Genomic DNA, 21627 nt, shown 5'->3' with positions numbered 1-21627 from the left:
CATGCTGCATGCATTAAACCGGGTCGAACGGGCCCGTCGTGGTGAACGTGCCGCCTTGCAGTACGGCCACGGGATCGGTGGGCGCGGGCGGCGGCGTCGCTTCGATCTTTTGGCGGAACTGCTCGGACGAGTCGCGCGGCTCGAAGCGCAGATGCGCAGCGCAGCGGTTGTCCCACCATGTGTGCGCGTTCGCGGACATGCCGAACACGATCGTATGGCCGACGTCCTCCGTGAACAGGCTGCGGCGCAGCAATTCATGGAAGTCGTCGTAGCTCATCCAGCTCGCCATCATGCGGCGATCCTTCGGCTCCGGAAACACGGAGCCGATGCGGATGCTGACGGTTTCGATGCCGTAGCGATCGAAATACATCTGCGCCATGTCTTCGCCGAACGATTTCGACAACCCGTAGTAGCCGTCAGGACGCTTGCGCGCGGTGGCGTCGATTCGTTCGTCCTGCCGATAGAAACCCGTGACGTGATTCGAGCTCGCGAACACGATGCGCCTGACACCCTGACGGCGAGCCGCTTCATAGAGGTTGAACACGCCCTTGATGTTGGCTTCGAGAATCTCCTCGAAGGGTCGCTCCACCGACACGCCGCCGAGGTGGATGATCGCATCGCAGTCGGCCGCGAGCGCATCGACGGCCTGGCGGTCGGCCAGATCACAAGGAACGAGTTCCTCGTGAGGCGCCGAATCGCCCGGCAGCACACCGGGCAAGTCGGAAATGCGCACATGTTGCGCGAATTCCGCGACGCGATGACGGATCGCCCGTCCGATACCGCCTGCGGCACCCGTCAGCAGCAGCCGATCGAATCGCGCGACGTCGTTGGTTTGTTGTTCCATCAACCTTGTCTCCTGAAGGCTGTCGTGGCTAGGAATTACCCTGCACGCGTCTTCTTGTACGTTGTCATATCACTACATGACGCATATCATCATTTGCCGACCGATTTGTCAATGTGTGTAAAACCCACGCCAACGAGAACGCCGTGACGCTATCGCCCGATCCGCATGCCGAGTCGCTCCATGCTTCTTCGACAGATCCATCCATTGCGCTGCCTGCCGCGCGACGCAGCCTCACCGCGCAACTGGTCGATGCGTTGCGCGCGCAAATCGATGCGAGGACATTGAAGGCCGGCGCCCGCCTCGCGACCGAAGCGGAGATGGTGCAGCGTTTCGGCGTGAGCCGTACTGTCGTGCGTGAGGCGCTATCGCGTCTGCAGGCTGCGGGGCTCGTGGAGACGCGGCATGGCATCGGCACCTTCGTGTGCGAAGCGGGTATGTCGCCGTTGTTGCAGCTCGATCCAGCCGATGTCGCGGGCTCCATCGACGCGCTCGCGATCCTCGAATTGCGCATCAGCCTCGAAACGGAGAGCGCGGGACTCGCGGCCATGCGATGCGATGCCGCCCGCCTCGCGACGATGCGCTCGGCGCTCGCCGATTTTTCACGAAGCGTCGGCGCGGCATCGGATACGGTCTCGCCCGATTTGCGTTTTCACATGGAGATAGCGCACGCGACGGGCAATCGATATTTCGTCGAGATCATGGAGCATCTCGGCACGCGGATGATTCCGCGCACGCGTATCACGGCCACGCCCATTCCGCGCGAACAATACGCGGAGTATCTGATGCGCGTGAACCGAGAGCATGAACAGATCGCGGATGCCATCGAACGCGGCGATGCGGATTCCGCGCGCACCGCCATGCGCCTGCATTTGATCAATAGCCGCGAGAGATTGCGGCGCGCGCAGGCTGCTTCGGCGTGAATGCGCGGCAAGGACCGCATATCACGCGATCCTTGCCGCCGATACGACGGCTGGCGTTAGCGAGCCGCCATGTTCGGCTCGCCGTCCTCGATATCGTGCTCGCCGGAAATCGTCTCCAGCGCCGCATCGTGATGCAGCAGCAACACGGCAGCCACACCGACCATGCCCGCCCCTGCAAGACACAGCAAGCCCGCGCCGAAGCCGCCGGTGCTGTCCTTGATCCAGCCCATCGCATAGGGACCGAAGAAGCCCGCGAGGTTGCCGAGCGAGTTGATCGCAGCGATACCGCCGGCAGCGGCCGCGCCCGACAGGAACGAAGCCGGCAGCGTCCAGATCACGGGCAGGCAACCGAAGATGCCGAAGCCCGCGATCGAGAGCGCGATCATCTTCATCACCGGGTTATCGAGCCCCGCCGAAGCCGCGATGCCGCCCGCCGCCACCATCAAGGCAATCGCAACGTGCCAGCGGCGTTCGAGCTTGCGATCCGAATGCCGACTCCACAACACCATACTGATCGCGCCCACGGCATAAGGCAACGACGTCACGAAGCCCGTCTGCAGGTTGGTCAGGCCGAACGCCTTGACGATCTGTGGCAGAAAGAAGCTCAGGCCATAGTTGGTCGCATTCGCGCCGAAGTAGATCAACGCAATGGCCAGCACGCGCGGATTGAAAATGGCCTCCTTCACGCTGAACGCATGCACCGATTCACGATGCGCCCGCTCCTGCGCCTGACGATTGACGAGCCAGTCGCGTTCGTCCTTCGCGAGCCAGTGCGCATCGGCGGGCTTGTCCGTCAGATAGAAGAACACGACGAACGCGAGCAACAGCGCGGGCAATGCCTCGATCAGATAGAGCCATTGCCAGCCTTGCATGCCGCCGATGCCGTCCATCTGCAGCAGCGCGCCGGAAATGGGTCCGCCGATTACGGTGGACAGCGGAATCGCCGCCATGAAGTACCCGACGACACGGCCCCGATACTTCGCGGGAAACCACAATGTCAGCAAAAAGATGATGCCGGGAAAGAACCCTGCTTCCGCGATGCCGAGCAGAATGCGCAAGCCATAGAACACATAAGCGTTCGACAAGCCCGTCGCTTGCGCGATGTGCGGAATGTAGGCCATCGCCGCTGCGAGGATGCCCCACGTGAACATGATCCGCGCGATCCAGCGGCGCGCGCCGAATCGTTCGAGCAGCAGGTTGGACGGAACCTCGAAAAAGAAATACGCGATAAAGAAAATGCCGGCACCGAAGCCGAACATGCTGGCGGTAAAGCCGAGCGCCTTGTTCATCTGCAACGCGGCGAAGCCGACGTTGACGCGGTCCAGATACGCGATGAAGTAACACAAGATCAGGAACGGCACGAGGCGAACCATCACGCGTTTCATGGTACGAGCTTCAAGGTCCATCAAGGTCTCCTCCGGATTAGAGAATCGGTAGATCGCTGAGTACTTGAGATACCTGCGGAGACTACTCTTTACGGAGGAACAACAGCATTGGTGTTTGTTCTTGGTATCGGTTCCGGAGCGGGACGTGTTGTTGATTTGATCGCGCCAATGCGGTGCACCGAATCGTTTGCGTCCCGAAGAATGCGAAAAAAAATGCGAACGGGGCGTGCAATCCGCCCCGTTTGGTCACTGTTATGCGACCGGTAACAGACCGGCATAATCCGGTTCCGGTAAGCCTTGCACACCGGGAACCACTGCGAACACGTAACCGTCGTCGTCAGTGGCATTCTTTGCCGGACGAATCGTCGTGACATAGAGCGTTCTCAGATCGCCCCCGCCGAACGCGCACATCGACGGCTTGCTCGCGGGCAATGCAATCTCCCGATCCAGCTTCCCCTGGGGCGTGAAGCGCAACAAGCGCCCCCCGTCGTTCGCGCAGGTCCAGTAGCAGCCGTCCGCGTCGACCGCGGCGCCATCCGGGCGTCCCGCGTAGTGGTGCAGATCGGCGAATACGCGCTGCGCACGGGGCGTGCCCGTGTCGGGGTCGAAGTCGAACGCCCACACGAGGCGGCGCTGCGGATGCGAGTCGGACAGATACATCGTTCTGCCATCCGGCGACCACGCGAGACCGTTCTGGGTGATCAGACCATCGACAACGGGGGCCGAGAGCGTGCCGTGCTCGTCATAGCGATACAGCGCGCCGGCAGTACTCGCGAGTGACATGTCCTGCACCATCGTCCCCGCCCAAAACCGCCCTTGCCTGTCGCAGCGGCCATCGTTGAAGCGCATGCCCGGCGCGGGAAACGCCGGCGCGGCGAGCTTCACGACGCGTCCTTCATTCACTTCGCTCGCACCGGAGAGCGTCACGCCGAAGATGCCGCTCTCCATGCCCGCGACGACACGCCCCGCCGCATCGAACGCAAAGCATGCGACCTGTTCGCCAAACGCCCATTCCGTACGACGCGCGCTTTCGATCTCGAGGCGAACGATGCGGCGCGCCGGAATATCGACCCAGTAAAGCGCGCCCTCTTGCGCGCGCCATACCGGACATTCGCCGACAGCCGCGCGGCCGCCCGCATCCAACCGTTCGGCACGCACGACGGCGCTCATCGCTTGCGCTCCATCGGCTCGCCCAGGACGAACGCGCCGCCCTGGAAGCGCTGCGCGGGGTCGTCGCGCTCGGCGGTCGGTCGGGTCACCGGAAAGAGCCCGTCGAACTTCGCGGAGCTGTCCTTCGGATTGAAGCCGAGGAAACCGGCCTTCGAGTTGTCCCACCACTTCACCGGATTGTCGGACGCGCCATACACCACGGCATGTCCGACGCGGTTCGTGAACAGCGAGCAGCGCACGAGCTCGATGAAATCGCGGTAGCTCAAATAAGTGACGAGCATGCGCGGATTCTTCGGCTCCTCGAACGACGAACCGATGCGCAGGTTCACCGTCTCGATGCCGAAGCGGTCGAAGTAATAGCGCGACAGCGATTCGCCGAAGCACTTCGTCACGCCGTAGAGGCTGTCCGGACGATGCGGCGCATCCGCGTCGAGCACTTCGGTGACCGGATGAAAGCCGATTGCATGGTTCGAGCTCGCGAACACGATGCGCTTCACGCCATGACGGCGCGCCGCTTCATAGATGTTGTACGTGCCGCGGATATTCGCCTCGATCAGATCATCGAACGGTGCGTCGATCGAAATGCCGCCGAGATGCACGACCGCATCCACGCCTTCGACGAGTTGCATCACCTTCTCGCGATCCGCGAGATCGACGGCGCTGATTTCTTCATGGCTCGCCGCGTCGTCGAGCGGCGCGATGTCGGAGAGCCGCACGATGTCGGCCCATTGCGCAAGCGCTGCGCGCAACTGACGACCCAGATTGCCGGCGGCGCCGGTCAAAAGCAGGCGCTTGAACGGTTTGCCCGCTGCGTTTGGCTGATTCATCGAGACTCCTGTTTGATACGTTTAATGCGTCGAAGGAAATATTTGAGAAAACGTTTTCTGGACTATAGCGGCGGCATGGAGCGGGCGTCAATTGACGCTTGGCATTCAAAACTCCGCATGCAAAATGCAGAAGCAACGTCATTGTTTCCCAAATTTCTGCGACAATCCGTAAACATTGCGAAAACGTTACCTTCCGAATGAAAAAAATTTCCCCGACCATTCGCGACGTCGCCGCCGCAGCCGGCGTATCCGTCGCGACGGTGTCCAAGTACATCAACGGCGCACAACGCTTTTCCGCGCCGGTCGAAGCCCGGCTCAAGGAAGCGATCGATACGCTCGGCTACCGGTCGAACCCGCTCGCGCGCTCGATGATCACGGGCAAGACACGCACCATCGGCATCACGATCCTCGACATCAGCAACCCGCACTTCACCAACGTCGTTAAGGGCGCGAACCGGATCGCGCTCCGGCACGACTACACGCTGCTGCTCGTCGATATCGACGAGAACCAGGCGCGCGAGCGTCCGCTCATCGAAGCCCTCGCGCAGCGCGTCGACGGGCTGCTCGTGAGCTCGCGTCTCGCCGATGAAAACGCGCAATGGATGCTCGATCTCGACAAGCCCGTCGTACTGCTGCGCAATGCCGAGCTGCCGATTCCGAGCGTCGGCATCAACAGCCGCCTCGCAACCTATATGCTCGCGCGCCATCTGCTCGATCTCGGGCATCGGCGTATCGCGTATCTCGGTTTCGAGCATGCGCGCATCAACGATGAGCGGATTCGCGGCGCACGCGAATGTCTCGCCGAAGCGGGCCTCGAACTCGACATCTACGAGGCGCACGCGCCGACTTCGCTCGCGGGCGAACAGGCCTGCTCGCGCGTGATGCTCGGACCGAAGCGGCCGCAGGCGGTGATCTGCTACAACGACCTGATCGCGCTCGGCTTCATGAAGGAAGCCGCGTCGCTCGGCATTCGCGTGCCGCAGGACGTGTCCGTGACCGGCATCGACAACGTGCCTTACGGCGCGTACGCCGCTCCGGGTCTCACCACTGTCGACATTCAAAGCGAAAAGATGGGCGAACTCGCGATGCAGAAGCTCATCGACGCCCTCGCCGGTCATCCCGATCCCGGCAACTCCATGTTCGAGCCGCGGCTCATCGTGCGTGAATCGACCGCCGCGGTTGCCGCAGTTGCGTAAAGCGCGCCGCGCCGCCTGCAGGTCGTGAGCGCTGGCGGCGCGGCGCATGGTGATGCGTTTGCGGTCGACGCGTATTACGCTTCGAGCTTCGCCGGCGTCATCTTCGGCGTGAGCATGTGCATGATCGCGAAGGCGATCAGATACGCCGATGCGCCGATCGCGAACAGCACCCAGTAGTGACCCGTGCGTTGCAGAACCTGGCCGATCACTTCCGAGAACAGCACGCCGCCGATCGAACCGGCCATGCCGCCGATACCGACCACCGCGCCCACCGCACGACGCGGGAACAGGTCCGATGCCGTCGTGAAGAGGTTCGCCGACCAGCCCTGATGCGCGGCCGCCGCGAGACCGACGATCGCCACTGCGACCCACAAATTATCGGCCTGCGATACGAACGCGATCGGCAGCACGGCGCATGCGCAGATCAGCATCGCGGTCTTGCGCGCCGCATTCACGGTCCAGCCCGCACGCAGCAGCGCCGATGAAATCCACCCGCCGCCGATACTGCCGACCGTGGTGATCGCGTAGATCACGACGAGCGGCAAGCCGATGTGCTGCATATCCATGCCGCGCGACTCGTTGAGCCACTTCGGCAGCCAGAACAGATAGAACCACCATACCGGGTCCGTCAGGAACTTGCCGACGATGAACGCCCACGTCTCGCGCTTCTTGATGAGCACCTTGAAGCCGGGCGCGCCTGCCTTCGCGTGGGCGGCATCGGCGGCACGGGTTTCATCGCCTTCGTTCGCGAGATCGTCCTCATGCGCGCTGCCGTCCGGCTGGCGGTACATGAAGAACCACACGACGAGCCACACAAGACCAATTGCGCCGACGATCACGAATGCCGCGCGCCAGCCGAAGGCCACCGCGATGGCCGGAATGAGCGCCGGTGCGAACACCGCACCGATATTCGCGCCTGAATTAAAAATGCCCGTTGCGAGCGCGCGTTCACGGCGCGGGAACCACTCGGCGGTCGTCTTGATGGCGGCCGGGAAGTTGCCGCCCTCGCCGATGCCGAGCAGCGCACGGACCATCGCGAAGCCCATCACGGAGCCGACGGCCGCATGCAGCATCGCGGCGATGCTCCATACGAACATCGCGAGCGCGTAGGAGATGCGCGTGCCGAGCCAGTCGACGATGCGCCCGAAGCAAAGCAGACCGACCGCGTAGAACGCCGAGAACGCGATCACGATGCGGCCGTACTGCACCTGCGTCCAGCCGATGTCGTGCTGCAGCATCGGGGCAAGCAGACCGAGGATCTGCCGGTCCATGTAGTTGATGACCGTGGCAAAGAAGAGCAGCGCGCACACGGTCCAGCGATAGCGGCTGGCGGTACGCACGACGCCGGCAACGACAGTGTTCATGAATGTCTCCGGACGCGGCGGCGCTCGTCGTGCCGCGTTCTTTGTTGGATGAGCGGCGACGAGCGCCGGGGCGATGGCCTGCATCGGTGGTCGAGCAGTACGCTAGCCTTGGATTGGGAAAACGTTTTTCGAAGGATAGTGGTTTGGTGCGCGTCTGGCTATCCTGGTATTTGCCCTAGTTCGCTCTGAAACGCCGTTATTCCGCCGCTCAGTGGACCATTCCGGCGCATGAATTCATAACCAACCAGCAGTTAATCGTTTTCTGCGGCGTCGTCCTAACCTCCCGCGGCCCGCGTTTCGTGCGAGCGGCATGCAGCGTTCTGAATGCACCTCTGCGTTTTGCATGTCGCCTCATGCATTCAAAATGCCGCCGCCGGCTCCTGCACTTGTACCGATACTGCTGATGGCATCGGCGATCGTCGCGGCAGCGCGCCCGCTCGGCGATCTGCTCGGCGATCTGCTCGGCGAACCGCTCGGCGCGCGCGAAGCTATCGCGATGGCGCTCGCGCTGTCGGGTGTCGCGCTCGCCATGAGGCAACGCCGCTAGCGCACGGCGCAATCGACAATTAAAGAATTGGCAAGAATGTGCCGATAAGGGTTATTACAACTCTTATCGTTCTGTCATTCCCCATGCTTCGCAAAACGCTGGCCCGCATGAACGTCGGGACCAAATTCGCCGTGCTCGCCTGCGCGCTCACGGCAGTCGTCGTTGCCTTTTTTACTGTCGCCGTCACCCGAAGCGCGGGCGAGCAAGTCGACGCGCACGCGCTCGCACGCGTCGAAAGCGAGAATCGCTCGATCGCGACGATGATCGGACTGTTCGACAAAGCCGTGAGCGCCGAAGTCACGCGCTTCATGACGATCTTCGCGCACCGCCTGCCCGCAACGTTCACGCTCGATGAAACGCGTACCGTGGACATCGGCGGTGTCGCGACGCCGGTCTTCCTCGCGGGCGACAAGCCGCTGAACAACGACTTCGCGATCCCCGACGCTTTCCTCGAGGAAAGCGGCGCGATCGCGACGATCTTCGCCCGCACCGGCGACGATTTCGTGCGCGTGACGACGTCGCTCAAGAAGCAGGACGGCACCCGCGCGATCGGCACGCTGCTCGACCGCAAGGGCCCCGCGTACGCACCGATGATCGCGGGCAAACCGTATATCGGCGTGGCGACGCTCTTCGGCAAGCAGTACATCACCGAGTACAAGCCCGTCACCGATGCATCGGGCAGCGTGATCGGCGCGCTCTTCGTGGGTGTGGACGTGACATCCGAATTCGCCGCGTTGCAGGACACGATCGCGAAGCTCGTGATCGGCACGAGCGGCTATCACTTCGTCGTGGATGCCTCGAATGGAGCGACTCGCGGCAAGCTGCTCGTGCATCCCGGCGCGAAAGGCGAACTGGCCGATGAGCGCCTCGCACCCTTCAGGCAGATGCTCGATTCGCACGAAGGCAGGCTCATATTCGACGGCGCCGACATCGCGGGCGCGGATGCGCGCGTGCACGCCGGCACGAAGGAAATCGTCTACATGACGGTGCCGCAGTGGCAATGGATGATCGGCGGCATCGCATATCGCGACGAACTGCTCGCGGATGTACACGCTAGCCGCAACCACTTCCTGATGCTCGGTCTCGTCGTGGTGGCGCTGCTCGTCGGCGTGCTGCTCCATGCGGTCGCCAAGCTCGTGGGCAGGCCCATCGACGACGTGACGCGCGCCTCTGAGCGCATCGCCGCGGGTGATCTCACCGTGCGCATCGACAGCACACGCGAGGACGATATCGGCCGCCTGATGCGTGCGATCGATGGCATTGCGCGCGGCCTCGCGGGGATCGTCGCGCAAGTGCGCAGCGCATCGGCGGACATGAACGAAGGCACGGCGCGCATCGCGTCGGGCAGCAGCGATATCGCGACGCGCATCGCCACACAAGCGGCGAGTGTCGAAGAAACCGCCGCGAGCATGGAAGAAATCACGAGCACCGTGCAGCAGAATGCGGCAAACACGGCGCAGGCGGGCGCGCTCGTCGCATCGGCTTCCGATGCGGCGCGCGCCGGCGGTCATGCGGTAGGACGCGTCGTGGAAACGATGGGCGAGATCGATGCATCGGCACGACGCATCGCCGATATCACCGCGACCATTGAAGGCATCGCGTTCCAGACGAACATCCTGGCTTTGAACGCCGCCGTCGAAGCGGCGCGCGCGGGCGAGCATGGAAAGGGCTTTGCGGTCGTCGCATCGGAAGTGCGCGCGCTCGCTCAACGCAGTGCGGGCGCCGTGAAGGAGATCGAAGTGCTGATCGCCGAATCGGCCGAGAAGGTCTCGCGCGGTTACAAGATCGCCGAGGAAGCCAGCAGCACGATGGGCGGCATCGTCGAGCGCGTCTCGCGCGTGAACGCGATCGTCGATGAAATCGGCGTGGCGTCGCGCGAACAGGCGTCGGGCATCGAGCAGGTGAACAGCGCGGTCATGCTGATCGGCGAAGCGACGCAGCAGAACGCCGCGCTCGTGGGCGAAGCGGAACACTCCACGGCCGAACTGCGCGATCAGGCCGAGCGCCTCGCGCACGCCGTCAGCATGTTTCGTGTCTGAGTCATCGACGATTGAAAGCGGCTTATGAGGATGTGGCGCGTCGTCCCGCACTCGCATGCTTACCGCAATCGCGGCGTCAGATCTCGATGAAAATGCGCCCGCCCTCGACTTTCGCGGGATACGTCTGCAATTTTTCGCAAACGGGCGCGCACAGCGGCCGGCCATCGCGGATATCGAAGCGTCCGTTGTGCTTCGGACATTCGATGACGTGGTCCATCACGAAACCTTCGCTCAGATGGACGTGCTCGTGCGTGCATAGGCCGTCGCTGGCGTACACGGCATCGTTCACGCGATAGATTGCGAAGGTGCGGCCATCGTGATCGAAGCGCATCACGTCTTCATCTTCGATATCGTCCATCGCGGCTGCATCGATCCATTGGGGCATGGCGAGTCGTCTCCTTTCTCTTGAAGTCGCTTATGTCTGCGTCGCGGCGGGCACGGGCCGCTCGACGTGATACGACGGGTCGCGCCGCTGGCGCGCGAGCGCCGGAATGATCTCCGCGTAGGCCGCGATCGTGCTCGTATAGGGTGGCGGCATGTCGTGCTTCACCGTCTCGTGCAGTCGCGGCAGCGCGTGATAAGGCACCATCGGAAACATGTGATGTTCGACGTGATAGTTCATGTTCAGATATAGGAACCGGAACACGGGATTCATCATCACTGTGCGACAGTTCTTGCGATGATCGAGCACGTTCTCGGGCATGCCCGCATGCTGCGTGAGACCGAAGAAGAGATAAAGCCATGCGCCGTAGAGGCTCGGCAAGCCGATATAGAGCAGCGGCAAGATGGAATGGAACACGAGGCAAGCACCTGTTACCACGGCATAGATTGCGAGCGTGATACGCGCCTCCAGAATCGCCTTCGCCCATTCCGACTTCGGCACGTAGGTCTTTTCTTCTTCACCGATATTGCCGAACGCGGACGAGATGATCTTCGGCACTTCGGACGCAGCATGCTTCAGCGCAAACACATTCAACGCGAGACTTAGCCAGTCCGTGGGTAGCGGCACTGCAATCTCTCGATCGCGCCCGACGACGAGCGTATCCGTGTGATGCCGCGCGTGGCTCCACCGCCAGATCGTCGGGCGGCGAAACACCTGAAACGACGCGACCTGATAAAGAATCTTGTTCATCCACGATGTCTTGAATGCGGTGCCGTGACCGCTTTCGTGCCAGCGCGAATCCGCGGGACTGCAGTACAGCGTGCCGTAGAGCAAAAACGCCGGAATCGCCCAGAGCGAATGCGCGCGCCACGCGAACCATGCAAGGACGCCGCTCGCGATGATCGCGGCATACCAGAGCAACGTATCGCGGATAGCGCGCGCGTCACCGCGCTGCATGAGGCTTTTCATCACGGATCGAGGCACCGCGCACTTGTACCACTCCGCATTGACGAGACCCGCCGCTCTAGCACGCTCGCCAGCGCCGCCGATCAACCGGTAATCGCGATAGTCGTTCCGCGCGCCTGCGCAATCCGATTGCCCGGTTTCCATCATGTCACCTCATCCGATGATTGAAACTACATCATTCATTATTTTCGAGTCGATGATAGGAGCGGACGCGTTCATTGTGCAACGTTCAGGCGCATTTGCTATCTTTACGCATCATCGCGCGATTTTGAAATCCATCATTTCCATCAAAGATGAGCAAGCGTCCCACTCTTCAGTCCGTGGCCGACGCTGCGGGCGTGAGCCCCGCAACGGTCGATCGCGTGTTCAATGGCCGCATCAGCGTGCGCGAGGGTACTGCGTTACGTGTGATCGAAGCGGCCGAGCGCATCGGCTATCACGGCGCGGGATTGATGCGCGAGCGCCTGCGCGCGAAGCGCGGCGAGCGTCATGAACGCTACACGTTAGGTTTTTGCCTGCAAAAACGTGCCGATCCGTTCTATCAGACGTTCGCGCGCATTCTCAACGATGCGGCCGCGCGTCACGAACCCGAGCATTGCACCGCCATCATCGAGTACATGGATGAACTGGACCCGGCTTCCATCGCGCGCACGCTGCTTTCGCTCGGCGAGCAGGCACACGCGCTCGGCGTGGTAGCGGTGGATCATCCGCATGTGACAGCCGCCATCGAAACGCTCCACGAACAGGGAAAACCCACGGTCACGTTGTTGTCGGACCTGAGCGCGCCCTTGCGAGCGGGCTATATCGGCGTCGATCCGCGCAAGAGCGGACGCACGGCAGCGTGGGCGGTGAGTCGTCTCACGCGTCGCGACGAAGGCACGGTCGGTGTATTCGTCGGCACACCGCGTTATCTGGGTCAGGAAAGCTGCGAGATCAGCTTTCGCTCGTATCTGCGTGAGCACGCGCCCGGATTGCGCGTGCTCGACACGCAAATCAATCTCGAAGACAAGCAACTCGCCTATGAAGCGACACTCGCGATGCTCGCGCGCCATGCCGATCTCGCCGGCCTCTATATTCCCGGCGGGGGTGTAGGTGGCGTGATTCGCGCGCTGCGCGAAGAAGCCGCAGGACGGCGCATCGTGACGGTATGCAGCGACCTGATGCCCGACCGGTACGAAGCGCTCGTCGAAGGTGTCATCGATCTCGTGATCGATACACCGCTTCAGCGCATCGCTCAGACCGCCGTTCAGACGATGCTGCGCAGTTTGCAGGCGCTGCCGGGGGAAGCCGCGCAAGCGAGCCAGTATCCGCTGCCGGCGCAGCTCTATACGCCGGAGAATGTCTGAGCGCGGCCGACGCACTCACGATGGACCCAGCACGAAGCGTGGCACCGCGGTGTACGCCGATGCGAACTTTTTTCGTCTCGGCCCGTTCTTATGCGCAAAGGGGAAGAAAAATTTGCTGATATCACCCCGGCACGAAGCGGTTGTCACGCTTCATAGCTCTCCATGAACCTTGCATGTGGCCGAGCGCACCGAAATTACTGTCACAAGCCTGGACGATAACGTTGTGAGACTTCGTCTGTCACCGATGTGGCGAGCGCCAATGATCACTTCAAATCGGGAGCTCGCATCTTTGTTTTTCTATTAGTATGTCGCGGAGGAGTCGGCTTCGCCGTTCCAATCGCATATCACGCGCAGATGCGGCGTCATTGTTCCGTTGTTTTTATCGGCTAACATGCAGGCCGCCGGGGAACGACACCCTGCGAAGCTGCTCTATTGAAGTTTGTTCCATCGACATGCACGTCAGGCTGGGGCATCCGGGGCCCGCCATATGATGTGGCATGCTCCAACAACAATAACGTCACGCGGTATTCGAATGGCCGTTCCCCGTCTTGTACGGTCGTCGAGCCAACCGCATCCATCAGACCAACTGCGTGTCTTGCTGTGCCGCGATTCTCGTGATTGCGCACCATCGCGTGTGGCACATCCAGACATCGACCAAGGCTCTTCGCATCGAGCGTGCGGAGAGACACAGCCCAATCATCCGATGGAGAGCGTCATCCATGCCGTTTGAGAGTGACTCATTGCGAGACACCGGTCCGCTGCTCAGCATCGTCGTGGCGGCGTATAACATCGAGGGATATATCGAGGAAGCGCTCGATTCCCTCCTGTCCCAACCTCATATCGATGCGATGAAAATCATCGTCGTCGATGACGGTTCTCGCGACGAGACCTATGCGGCAGCGCGCGCCATCGTGGAGCGCGATCGAGGCGTACACGTCGAACTGCTGCACCAGGAAAATCGCGGCCTGAGCGCCGCGCGCAATACGGGCCTGGCGGCAGTGCGCACGCCTTATGTCGGCTTCCTGGACGGCGACGATATTTATCTGAAGGGTTTCACCGACGCGGTCATTCCGGTCCTCGCCGAGCGCAAGTGGGATGTGGTCGAATACAACGTCAAGATCATCGACGATAACGGGCGAGAGCTCGATGAAATCGAAATCGCCGACGAAGCGACGAGCGGCGGCCACCCGATGGACCGCGCAGCGTTGCAGCAATTCGCCGATCGATTCCACACGTTCGCGTGGGCGCGTATCTATCGCACCGACCTCTTCGACGAAGCGCCGTTTCCCGTGGGACGAAATTACGAGGACATGGCGCTCGTGCCCGCGACCTATCTTCGCGCAAACAGCATCTACCGTATTGCGAGGCCGCTGATCGGCTATCGCCGGCGCTTCGGCAGCATCACGCAAACCGCCAAGCTGAGCGACATGCACGATCTTCGCGTCTCCGGTCAGGAAGCGCTCGCGCGTTGCGACGGCAGCGAGATCGACGATTACTGGCTCACCGTGTTCGACAAGCTATTTCATCGCGCACGTCATGTTTGCGCGCGCGTCGATCGCGCATCGTTCAGGCAGGCATCGGAGACGCTCACGGCCATGGCCGTCGATCATCGCAAGATGCGCGAGAAACGCACCGAGGACGGCGGGCGTAAGGTCGTCGAGCTTGCGCCTTTCGATCTGAACGTGCGCGCGGATCGCTCGATTCACTTCCTCAAAGGTCTTGTGAAGAAAGTATTGCGGCGCAGTCTCGATCATCATCAGCGCGAGCGGCGACCGAGCACTTCAAATCAAATGAGCGGCTGAACAGTACGGACCGCGGCAAGGACGTCTGACGCGCGTGAGGTGAACGGAGGCACGCAAAACCCGGCATTGTTTCGCGGTAGACTTTGAGGATGGAAAAATGTCCCTACTGTGAGCGAATCCGTGACGAATGGGATTGTCACGGTCAGGAGTGCCGCACCGCCATCGCCCGCGCGCTGCGCAGACAGCGCATGGGTTTGCCGATGGTACCGAAGGTCATCCGCAATGAAATTCCGCCGGGCGCGTCGACGGGCGAAGTGATCGCCCAGTTGTCGCGCCAGCGCTTGCGCGCGCGCCGCGCGAACGAGGAACGCCGCGCGCGCAAGGAAGCCGACGACCTCGATCTCTAGCGGCACTCCACTCATCGAGCGCGCGCCGGAGGATCTACGTTCGATCCGCCGCTCTGCGCAAGCGACCCTTCCTCGTTCCATGCACGCCGCGATTCGCGCATCTTCGCGAGCGCCATGCGGGCGACCTTGAGCCACCCATAAGAACGGGGATCGGCGACCCTGCTGAGCGCGCGCGTGCATAGTCGAGCGTGAGGCCAAGCGTCCAGGCCATGGTCACCGCGCGCTTGCACCGCATCAAGATCGCCGCGCGGGACATACTTTGCACTGCCCATCCCTCAAGCGACGGAGACGCCATGTTCGAGCAATGCCGATGGATCAACGAGCCTGCGCAATGGCGCATCGAGCACGACACGCTCATCGTCACCACTGACACGAACACGGACTTCTGGCGCAAAACCCACTACGGTTTCGTCCGCGACAACGGCCACGTTTTCGCGGCGACCGTAAACGGCGACTTCTCGGCCGAAGTCGCCGTCGATGGCGATTTCTCCGCGCTATACGACCAGGCGGGCCTGATGGTGCGTGAAAGCGCCGAGCGCTGGATCAAGGCCGGCGCCGAATACAACGACGGTGCGCTCACTTTTAGCACCGTTCTCACGAACGATCTCTCCGACTGGTCGCTCAGCTCACGCGCCGATACGAACCGCTTCCGGCTGCGCATGACGATCGCGCAAGGCGTGCTGAAAGTGCAATGCAGCGCCGATGAACGCAGCTGGACCCTCATGCGCCTCGCGCCTTTCGCGCCGAGCGGTGCGAACGCGCAGTGGCTCGGTAAAAACACTCACTTGCTCCGTTCGCGTGGGCTCTCTTATTAGCTGGGGCTCATCGTGCTGCTCGTGGTCGGCGCGCTGGAGCTCGCCGCACGCGGCGAACGGCGGCAACATCTTTCTGTCGAGTGCCAATATCTTCGACGTGTTTCGTCAGGTGGCGAACGTCGGCGTGATTTCCATCGGCATGACGCTCGTGATCATCACGGGGGGCATCGATCTGTCGGTCGGCGCGATCATGGGTCTCGGCAGCGTGCTCACCGCAATGCTGCTCACGACCGATGGCTTCAATCGCGCGACATACGCATCGCTCGTGCTCGATGCGGTCGCCGTGTTCGCGATCGTGTTCGCCGCGCTCGGCGTCATGCGCGGCATCATGCGTGCCCGCGACACGCAGACCGTGCGCGTCGCGGACCGTTCATCGTTTGCGATACGTGCGGTCGTTGCGTTGCTCTTCGCGCCGTTGGCTTGTGGATATATCTTTCGGGTGGCGTCGGACGCGTGTCGGGCACGGTGGCCGGCGTGCTGATCTTCGGCTTTCTGAGCAATATCCTGCTGCTCAACGATATCGACAGTAATACGCAGCTCGTGCTGAAGGGATTGATCATCGTTATTGCCGTACTCCTGCAGCAGACCGACATGGCCAAGCGCGCATGGCTCAAGCGCTTCGGTGCGCGGAAGTAATCACGACTCGAAATCGATCCCTCGCGCGCGCAACTGCCGCATGCCGCTTGCGAGATGCGCCCGCGCGCTCTCGGCGTCGCCCGCGCGCATCTGCTCGTACGTGCGCTGCGCGATGTCGTGCGGCACCGGCTTGAGCGGACGGTTCGCGCTCATCGCCCGCAATTGCACTTGCGCCGCGCGCTCCAGATAGTAGAGATCGTCCCACGCCTGCGCGATAGTTGCGCCTGCAACCATCACGCCGTGATTCTTGAGGAAGAGGATATCGGCCTCGCCCATCGCGCCGGCGATGCGATCGCCTTCGGCATCGTCGAGCGCAAGACCGTTGTAATGCTCGTCGACCGCAGTGCGTCCGTAGAACTTCAGCGAGGTCTGCCCCAGCCAAAGGAGCGGCGGGCCGTCGAGCAGGCATAGCGCGGTCGCGTTCGGCATATGCGTGTGAAAAGCGGCCTTCACGCGCGGCAGCAGCTTGTGCACGCGCGCGTGAATGTAGAACGCGGTCGCCTCGGGCTCGCCGTCACCGTCGACGACATTGCCGTCGAAATCGCAGATCAGCAGACGCGACGCCGTGATCTCGCCGAACGCGTAGCCGTAGGGGTTCACGAAGAACAGATCGTCGCGGCCCGGCACCATCGCCGAGAAGTGGTTGCAGACACCTTCTTCGAAGCCGTGCAGCGCAGCGAGCCGGAAACACGCCGCGAGCTGACGGCGCGCCTCGGCAATCGCGGGCGCATCGAGCGCGGCTAAAACCGACGCGGACCGCCGCGCGGCACTGGAGAGCGTGTGAGCCATATGAAGTCTGCCTTGGGGTCGTCTGCCCGATCGGAATGTCGAGGATAATCGAACAGGCGGGCGAATTACGTCCGAACAAAAAAATTTCCGCGGTAACGGCGCTGGCGGCGCGAAGTATGACGCGCTTATGTCGTGTCTCTTAGCAGAAACGCTTATTTGAACTCCGCATTCTGGCATGGTAAAACTCAATGCCGCTCGAAAATTCGAAGCGCAAACTTCAACGTAATTCGTCTCAATAGGGTTTGGAAAAATGGCAACAGGTACTGTGAAGTGGTTCAACGATGCGAAGGGTTTCGGTTTCATCACGCCGGACGACGGTGGTGAAGACCTGTTTGCACATTTCTCCGAAATCCAGTCAAAGGGTTTCAAATCGCTCCAGGAGAACCAGAAGGTGAGCTTCGAAGTCAAGCAAGGCCCGAAGGGCAAGCAAGCTTCGACGATCCAGCCGCTGTAAGTAACTTCAGCGCTGTCGCCTCAGGCACGAAACGGCCCATCCGGGCCGTTTTGTATTGGCGCGCCCGGGCATTCATCACTCTCTCCAATGACCGAGTTCGCGCACCGCGTCATGTTGGACGCAGCAGCCGCTTAATATAAATAAAATCAGTAGAATCGCTGCATTATTCAAGCGGCATCCATTCGCGGCGACGCGAAATTATTTCCACTGATTCGTGTGAACTCGACAAGCAATCGGAAAAAATGCCGTACGCTCGTACGACATAAAACAAAGGCATTGCTCGTCTCCATATGGTTCCTGACTTGCGATGCGCACGCGCAATCGTTCGCGGTGAACCGGAACGCGGCGCGCTTCGTCACGGAAGTCGTGATGAACGACTTTCATACGGCGCAGGCAGGCGGCGGTTATGTCTTCTCTTACGATAGCCACGAAACGGAAGCGTCCCTCGCAGACAGGCTCGACCACTGGTTCTCCGGTGACGACCCGCACGCGATCGTCATGGAGCCCGCCGAAAAGCAGGCGCTCTTCGGCTTCTACTGGGCCGCGACCATGATGCCGGCGAATTCGCCGTGTTTCCGCGACATCGCCGATCCCGGCTGCGGCGCGGATCTGTCGAAGTGGATGGCGCGCGAACTCGACGACGATCCGCGCTTCATCCGGGCCTACGAGGCCGCGAAAAAGCCGCTCGGCCTGCCGCCACTCGAACGCAACGCGCATTGAGCGTAAGGCGTTGGCGTCGCGCTTCTCGCCGCTCCCTGCACCGGCAACACACGGCTCGCGCAGGTGCGATCGACGTGGCTTCCGGCGTCTCGGGTTGGCACGTCCTCGTCACATGCCCGGCGCAATAACGCGATCTTCGCCGCGACGCTCACGAGCAGCGAAAGCGCGCCGATTGTTTCGAGCAAGGCGGGAATCATGAAGGTCTCCCTAAGCGCCGACGTGCGCGCGCATCATCGATGCAACAGCATCGGCCCGTAGGTCTTGACGAAGAATGCAATCGTGATGCCGGCGCTGACAACCAGCGTGCCCGCACGAATCCAGTGCGGCGGCGCGCGCCGGCCGAGTTGCGCGCCGCTATAACCGCCGGCGATCGCTGCGAGCAGCATCGCGATCGTTTCCGGCCAGCGCACGGCCTGCGCCGCCGCGAAGGTGAGAACGGCGACCGAGTTGGCCGCGCTCACGAGCAGCGTGCGCGGTGCGTTCAGGCTCTTCAAGTCGCGCGAATCGAGCAGGCCCCAGACGGCCATCATCATGATGCCAACCGCGCCGCCGAAGTAGCCGCCATACACGCCGAGCAGCAACTGGATCGACAGCACCGATGCCACGCCGATATGCCAGCGCCGCCGCAGCGCTTCGCCGAGCTTGCGGCCGAACGCAAGCGTGAAGCTCGCGCACAGGAGAAGCCAGGGCAGCACGAAAGAAAATGTCTTGGACGACGTAGACAGCAAAAGCGCCGCGCCGACGAAGCCGCCTATGAGCGTCGTCACCAGCATCTTGCGGATCGACACCGAACCGACGGGTCCGAGCCCGTCGCGATAGGCCCACGCGCTCACCACGCCGCCGGGAAACAGCGCGACGGTGCTCGAAGCGTTCGCCTGAACCGGTGGCAAACCGGCTGCGATCATCGCCGGCAGGCTCACGAACGAGCCGCCGCCCGCGAGCGCGTTCATCGCGCCCGCGATAAAACCGGCGCCGATGACGAGAATGAAGGGTTCCATGCGACAGATGCTAACGACGCCGCGCGCCGCTTACAATCTGGCATTTCCAATGCGAGGCTTCGGCTAAACCGAAGGATGCAGCATGCGATTCGACCTGACCGACATGCGGCTTTTCCTGACTGTGGTCGAACGCGGCAGCATCACGGCGGGCGCGCAGGCGATGCATCTCGCGCTCGCATCGGCGAGTGAGCGCATCGCCGGGATGGAAGCCGCGCTCGGCGCGCCGCTCCTCGAACGCAACCGGCGTGGCGTGCAGACGACCGCCGCCGGCGACGCCTTCGTGCGCCACGCACGCGCGATCCTCGGTCAGGTCGAGCAGATGCGCGGCGAACTGCGCTCGTTTGCGACCGGCCTCAAAGGCCGAATCCGGATGATGTCGAACACGGCCGCGCTGGCCGCCTTCCTGCCGCCGAGGCTCTCGCATTTTCTCGCCGCTCATCCCGATCTTTCGATCGATCTCGACGAGCGCCCGAGCGTCGATATCGTGCTGGCGATCGCGGAAAGCCGCGCCGATCTGGGCGTCGTTTCAGATACGGCGGACCTCGGACAGCTCGAGACGCATCTGCTCGCACAGGATCAACTGGTGGTCGTGGCGAACCGCGCGCATCGCATCGCGGGGGAAAGCGCGGTGGCGTTCGCGGAGATCGTCGGGGAGGCGTTCGTCGGCCTGTCGGATGCCGCGCTCGAATTGCATCTGGCCGAGCGCGCGTCGCGGCTTGGCCGGCAGATGAGCTATCGAATTCGCATGCGCAGTATCGACAACGTCGGGATGCTGGCCGCGGCGGGCATCGGGCTCGTGATTTTGTCGGAGGCGTCGGCACGCATGCTGGAGCGGCCGGAACTCGCCATCGTGCCGCTCTCGGAGCCATGGGCGACGCGCCGTCTGCATCTGTGCGCCCGCGACTTCGACGCGCTCACGCCCCACGCGCGCCTGCTCGCAGAGACGTTGATGGACGGCGCGAGCGCCAGCTAGAACGGCCGCCCGACGATGAACGGATCGACCGCGCCGATCGCCTTCAGGTCGCGATTCGCGTACGGCAGCCTGTGCAGCACGTAGCGCATCGCGTTGAGCCGCGCGCGTTTCTTGCAATCGGAGCGCACGACGGTCCAGGGCGTGTCAGCGCTATCGGTGTGCGCGAACATCGCTTCCTTGGCCTCGGTATAGGCGTCCCATTTGTCGAGCGATGCGAGATCGACAGGACTCAGCTTCCACTGCTTGAGCGGATGAATCTCGCGCTCCTTGAAGCGGCGGCGCTGCTCGGCGCGGCTCACGGAAAACCACAGCTTGATGACGTGCGTGCCGCCCTGAGACAAATGCCGTTCGAACGCGGGCACCTGCTGCATGAATTCGTCGTACTCACGCTGCGAGCAGAAGCCCATCACGCGTTCCACGCCCGCGCGGTTGTACCACGAGCGGTCGAAGAGAACGATCTCGCCGGCCGTCGGCAAGTGCTCGACATAGCGCTGGAAGTACCATTGCCCCCGCTCGCGCTCGGACGGCTTTTCCAGCGCGACCACGCGCGCGCCGCGCGGATTGAGATGTTCCATGAAGCGTTTGATGGTGCCGCCCTTGCCTGCCGCATCGCGCCCTTCGAAGAGAATCACGAGGCGCTGGCCGGTCTCTCGCACCCATGCCTGCAACTTCAGCAGTTCGACCTGAAGGCGATACTTCTGCTTCTCGTACGCGCGCCGCGACATGAGGTTGCGATACGGATAGCCGCCTTCGCGCCACGACGGCGACAGTTCGTCGTCGGGATCGGCCGACGCGCCGGCCGATCGCAGCACGGCATCCCCATCGAAAAGATGAGCCCGCAGCATGGATACTTCATCCGGCGACATGCCGCCGATCAGCGTTCTCACCGTATCGACCAGCGATTCCGTCTCCTCGCGGCTCTGGAGTATGTCGCCGACACTGTTCGTCAGCAGCGCGTGCGCCGCTTCGACCGCGCCGCCCGTCGCTTCCTGCTCGATGCGGTCCGGCATCGTTCGTACCGCGATGTCGCCATCATTCGATTCGACAGCCTTTTCTGGCGATATCAACTTCATTCCTTCCCCTTCGTTGTTGCTCTCGTGTCTCTGT

At 62.4% G+C, this 21627-nt stretch carries 23 protein-coding genes; 13 read left to right on the top strand and 10 right to left on the bottom strand.

All coding sequences use genetic code 11. The features are described from left to right. Positions 1 to 13 precede the first annotated feature (13 nt). Positions 14 to 844, bottom strand: coding sequence for an NAD(P)-dependent oxidoreductase (locus NCT32_RS21530; RefSeq protein WP_061117078.1), 831 nt, complete (start codon positions 842 to 844; stop codon positions 14 to 16). Positions 845 to 987: 143 nt separating this feature from the next. On the opposite strand from NCT32_RS21530, the gene NCT32_RS21525 reads away from it, so the two are divergent. Continuing rightward, positions 988 to 1764, top strand: a complete 777-nt coding sequence (locus NCT32_RS21525; RefSeq protein WP_061117079.1) for a FadR/GntR family transcriptional regulator — start codon at positions 988 to 990, stop codon at positions 1762 to 1764. 56 nt (positions 1765 to 1820) lie between these two features. On the opposite strand, the gene NCT32_RS21520 is transcribed toward NCT32_RS21525, so the two are convergent. From NCT32_RS21520 to NCT32_RS21510, 3 genes are all read right to left on the bottom strand, one after another. Beyond that, positions 1821 to 3170 carry an MFS transporter gene (locus NCT32_RS21520; RefSeq protein WP_061117080.1) on the bottom strand — a complete coding sequence of 450 codons (1350 nt, stop codon included), beginning with the start codon at positions 3168 to 3170 and terminating at the stop codon, positions 1821 to 1823. A gap of 231 nt (positions 3171 to 3401) precedes the next feature. Beyond that, a complete protein-coding gene (locus tag NCT32_RS21515) occupies positions 3402 to 4319 on the bottom strand; it encodes an SMP-30/gluconolactonase/LRE family protein (RefSeq protein ID WP_061117081.1) in 918 nt (305 codons plus the stop codon). Continuing rightward, positions 4316 to 5146: an NAD(P)-dependent oxidoreductase gene (locus NCT32_RS21510; RefSeq protein WP_061117082.1), complete on the bottom strand. Its 831-nt coding sequence runs from the start codon at positions 5144 to 5146 to the stop codon at positions 4316 to 4318. The genes NCT32_RS21515 and NCT32_RS21510 overlap by 4 nt, the downstream gene beginning before the upstream one ends. A gap of 197 nt (positions 5147 to 5343) precedes the next feature. On the opposite strand from NCT32_RS21510, the gene NCT32_RS21505 reads away from it, so the two are divergent. Then, positions 5344 to 6342, top strand: coding sequence for a LacI family DNA-binding transcriptional regulator (locus tag NCT32_RS21505; RefSeq protein WP_061117083.1), 999 nt, complete (start codon positions 5344 to 5346; stop codon positions 6340 to 6342). Between the two features lie 74 nt (positions 6343 to 6416). On the opposite strand, the gene NCT32_RS21500 is transcribed toward NCT32_RS21505, so the two are convergent. Then, positions 6417 to 7706 (bottom strand): MFS transporter, encoded by a 1290-nt coding sequence (locus NCT32_RS21500; protein ID WP_061117269.1) that lies wholly within the window; start codon positions 7704 to 7706, stop codon positions 6417 to 6419. 403 nt (positions 7707 to 8109) lie between these two features. Between NCT32_RS21500 and NCT32_RS21495 the strand changes: the two genes are divergently transcribed. Then, positions 8110 to 8253 carry a hypothetical protein gene (locus tag NCT32_RS21495; protein WP_250477675.1) on the top strand — a complete coding sequence of 48 codons (144 nt, stop codon included), beginning with the start codon at positions 8110 to 8112 and terminating at the stop codon, positions 8251 to 8253. Positions 8254 to 8336: 83 nt separating this feature from the next. Continuing rightward, positions 8337 to 10292 carry a methyl-accepting chemotaxis protein gene (locus NCT32_RS21490; protein ID WP_061117084.1) on the top strand — a complete coding sequence of 652 codons (1956 nt, stop codon included), beginning with the start codon at positions 8337 to 8339 and terminating at the stop codon, positions 10290 to 10292. A gap of 76 nt (positions 10293 to 10368) precedes the next feature. Here NCT32_RS21490 and NCT32_RS21485 read toward each other — a convergent pair whose 3' ends face one another. Then, on the bottom strand, positions 10369 to 10677 hold the full coding sequence (locus tag NCT32_RS21485) for a non-heme iron oxygenase ferredoxin subunit (RefSeq protein WP_061117085.1): 309 nt from the start codon (positions 10675 to 10677) through the stop codon (positions 10369 to 10371). Positions 10678 to 10707: 30 nt separating this feature from the next. Further along, positions 10708 to 11787 carry a fatty acid desaturase family protein gene (locus NCT32_RS21480; RefSeq protein WP_061117086.1) on the bottom strand — a complete coding sequence of 360 codons (1080 nt, stop codon included), beginning with the start codon at positions 11785 to 11787 and terminating at the stop codon, positions 10708 to 10710. A 146-nt stretch (positions 11788 to 11933) separates the two neighbouring features. Between NCT32_RS21480 and NCT32_RS21475 the strand changes: the two genes are divergently transcribed. The 6 genes from NCT32_RS21475 to NCT32_RS21450 all read left to right on the top strand — a co-directional run bounded on the left by NCT32_RS21475 (position 11934) and on the right by NCT32_RS21450 (position 16586). Beyond that, positions 11934 to 12986, top strand: a complete 1053-nt coding sequence (locus NCT32_RS21475; protein ID WP_061117087.1) for a LacI family DNA-binding transcriptional regulator — start codon at positions 11934 to 11936, stop codon at positions 12984 to 12986. Positions 12987 to 13705: 719 nt separating this feature from the next. Then, the gene (locus tag NCT32_RS21470) at positions 13706 to 14788 is read left to right on the top strand and encodes a glycosyltransferase family 2 protein (protein ID WP_061117088.1); all 1083 of its coding nucleotides are present in this window, start codon (positions 13706 to 13708) and stop codon (positions 14786 to 14788) included. An 89-nt stretch (positions 14789 to 14877) separates the two neighbouring features. Then, a complete protein-coding gene (locus NCT32_RS21465; RefSeq protein ID WP_061117089.1) occupies positions 14878 to 15135 on the top strand; it encodes a hypothetical protein in 258 nt (85 codons plus the stop codon). A 293-nt stretch (positions 15136 to 15428) separates the two neighbouring features. Further along, positions 15429 to 15950, top strand: coding sequence for a DUF1349 domain-containing protein (locus NCT32_RS21460; RefSeq protein ID WP_250490517.1), 522 nt, complete (start codon positions 15429 to 15431; stop codon positions 15948 to 15950). Continuing rightward, the gene (locus tag NCT32_RS21455; protein ID WP_061117091.1) at positions 15934 to 16431 is read left to right on the top strand and encodes an ABC transporter permease subunit; all 498 of its coding nucleotides are present in this window, start codon (positions 15934 to 15936) and stop codon (positions 16429 to 16431) included. Before NCT32_RS21460 ends, NCT32_RS21455 begins: the two co-directional genes overlap by 17 nt. Further along, complete coding sequence (locus tag NCT32_RS21450) at positions 16425 to 16586, top strand: hypothetical protein (protein ID WP_250477676.1); 162 nt, start codon at positions 16425 to 16427, stop codon at positions 16584 to 16586. Before NCT32_RS21455 ends, NCT32_RS21450 begins: the two co-directional genes overlap by 7 nt. On the opposite strand, the gene NCT32_RS21445 is transcribed toward NCT32_RS21450, so the two are convergent. Next, positions 16587 to 17375 (bottom strand): aldolase, encoded by a 789-nt coding sequence (locus tag NCT32_RS21445; protein ID WP_061117092.1) that lies wholly within the window; start codon positions 17373 to 17375, stop codon positions 16587 to 16589. A gap of 250 nt (positions 17376 to 17625) precedes the next feature. Between NCT32_RS21445 and NCT32_RS21440 the strand changes: the two genes are divergently transcribed. Then, on the top strand, positions 17626 to 17829 hold the full coding sequence (locus tag NCT32_RS21440) for a cold-shock protein (protein WP_008347993.1): 204 nt from the start codon (positions 17626 to 17628) through the stop codon (positions 17827 to 17829). A gap of 276 nt (positions 17830 to 18105) precedes the next feature. Further along, complete coding sequence (locus NCT32_RS21435; protein WP_061117093.1) at positions 18106 to 18549, top strand: hypothetical protein; 444 nt, start codon at positions 18106 to 18108, stop codon at positions 18547 to 18549. 230 nt (positions 18550 to 18779) lie between these two features. On the opposite strand, the gene NCT32_RS21430 is transcribed toward NCT32_RS21435, so the two are convergent. Next, a complete protein-coding gene (locus NCT32_RS21430) occupies positions 18780 to 19547 on the bottom strand; it encodes a sulfite exporter TauE/SafE family protein (protein WP_061117095.1) in 768 nt (255 codons plus the stop codon). A gap of 82 nt (positions 19548 to 19629) precedes the next feature. On the opposite strand from NCT32_RS21430, the gene NCT32_RS21425 reads away from it, so the two are divergent. Next, entirely contained in the window at positions 19630 to 20520 is an 891-nt protein-coding gene (locus tag NCT32_RS21425; protein ID WP_061117096.1) for a LysR family transcriptional regulator, read from the top strand. On the opposite strand, the gene ppk2 is transcribed toward NCT32_RS21425, so the two are convergent. Further along, positions 20517 to 21593, bottom strand: coding sequence for a polyphosphate kinase 2 (gene ppk2, locus NCT32_RS21420; protein ID WP_061117097.1), 1077 nt, complete (start codon positions 21591 to 21593; stop codon positions 20517 to 20519). The two genes, NCT32_RS21425 and ppk2, sit on opposite strands and share 4 nt — an antisense overlap. Positions 21594 to 21627 lie beyond the last annotated feature (34 nt).

The sequence above is a fragment of the Caballeronia sp. INML2 genome, from assembly GCF_023631365.1.
GTDB lineage: Bacteria > Pseudomonadota > Gammaproteobacteria > Burkholderiales > Burkholderiaceae > Caballeronia > Caballeronia turbans.
Note: the sequence above shows the minus strand (reverse complement) of the source record. Positions and strands in the feature narration are given on the sequence as shown.

Bases quoted from the DNA above. Each gene is read 5' to 3' on its own strand.
- NCT32_RS21530 (WP_061117078.1), bottom strand. From the start codon at position 844: ATGGAACAACAAACCAACGACGTCGCGCGATTCGATCGGCTGCTGCTG.
- NCT32_RS21520 (WP_061117080.1), bottom strand. From the start codon at position 3,170: ATGGACCTTGAAGCTCGTACCATGAAACGCGTGATGGTTCGCCTCGTG.
- NCT32_RS21515 (WP_061117081.1), bottom strand. From the start codon at position 4,319: ATGAGCGCCGTCGTGCGTGCCGAACGGTTGGATGCGGGCGGCCGCGCG.
- NCT32_RS21510 (WP_061117082.1), bottom strand. From the start codon at position 5,146: ATGAATCAGCCAAACGCAGCGGGCAAACCGTTCAAGCGCCTGCTTTTG.
- NCT32_RS21505 (WP_061117083.1), top strand. From the start codon at position 5,344: ATGAAAAAAATTTCCCCGACCATTCGCGACGTCGCCGCCGCAGCCGGC.
- NCT32_RS21500 (WP_061117269.1), bottom strand. From the start codon at position 7,706: ATGAACACTGTCGTTGCCGGCGTCGTGCGTACCGCCAGCCGCTATCGC.
- NCT32_RS21495 (WP_250477675.1), top strand. From the start codon at position 8,110: ATGGCATCGGCGATCGTCGCGGCAGCGCGCCCGCTCGGCGATCTGCTC.
- NCT32_RS21490 (WP_061117084.1), top strand. From the start codon at position 8,337: ATGCTTCGCAAAACGCTGGCCCGCATGAACGTCGGGACCAAATTCGCC.
- NCT32_RS21485 (WP_061117085.1), bottom strand. From the start codon at position 10,677: ATGCCCCAATGGATCGATGCAGCCGCGATGGACGATATCGAAGATGAA.
- NCT32_RS21480 (WP_061117086.1), bottom strand. From the start codon at position 11,787: ATGATGGAAACCGGGCAATCGGATTGCGCAGGCGCGCGGAACGACTAT.
- NCT32_RS21475 (WP_061117087.1), top strand. From the start codon at position 11,934: ATGAGCAAGCGTCCCACTCTTCAGTCCGTGGCCGACGCTGCGGGCGTG.
- NCT32_RS21470 (WP_061117088.1), top strand. From the start codon at position 13,706: ATGCCGTTTGAGAGTGACTCATTGCGAGACACCGGTCCGCTGCTCAGC.
- NCT32_RS21465 (WP_061117089.1), top strand. From the start codon at position 14,878: ATGGAAAAATGTCCCTACTGTGAGCGAATCCGTGACGAATGGGATTGT.
- NCT32_RS21460 (WP_250490517.1), top strand. From the start codon at position 15,429: ATGTTCGAGCAATGCCGATGGATCAACGAGCCTGCGCAATGGCGCATC.
- NCT32_RS21445 (WP_061117092.1), bottom strand. From the start codon at position 17,375: ATGGCTCACACGCTCTCCAGTGCCGCGCGGCGGTCCGCGTCGGTTTTA.
- NCT32_RS21440 (WP_008347993.1), top strand. From the start codon at position 17,626: ATGGCAACAGGTACTGTGAAGTGGTTCAACGATGCGAAGGGTTTCGGT.
- NCT32_RS21430 (WP_061117095.1), bottom strand. From the start codon at position 19,547: ATGGAACCCTTCATTCTCGTCATCGGCGCCGGTTTTATCGCGGGCGCG.
- NCT32_RS21425 (WP_061117096.1), top strand. From the start codon at position 19,630: ATGCGATTCGACCTGACCGACATGCGGCTTTTCCTGACTGTGGTCGAA.
- ppk2 (WP_061117097.1), bottom strand. From the start codon at position 21,593: ATGAAGTTGATATCGCCAGAAAAGGCTGTCGAATCGAATGATGGCGAC.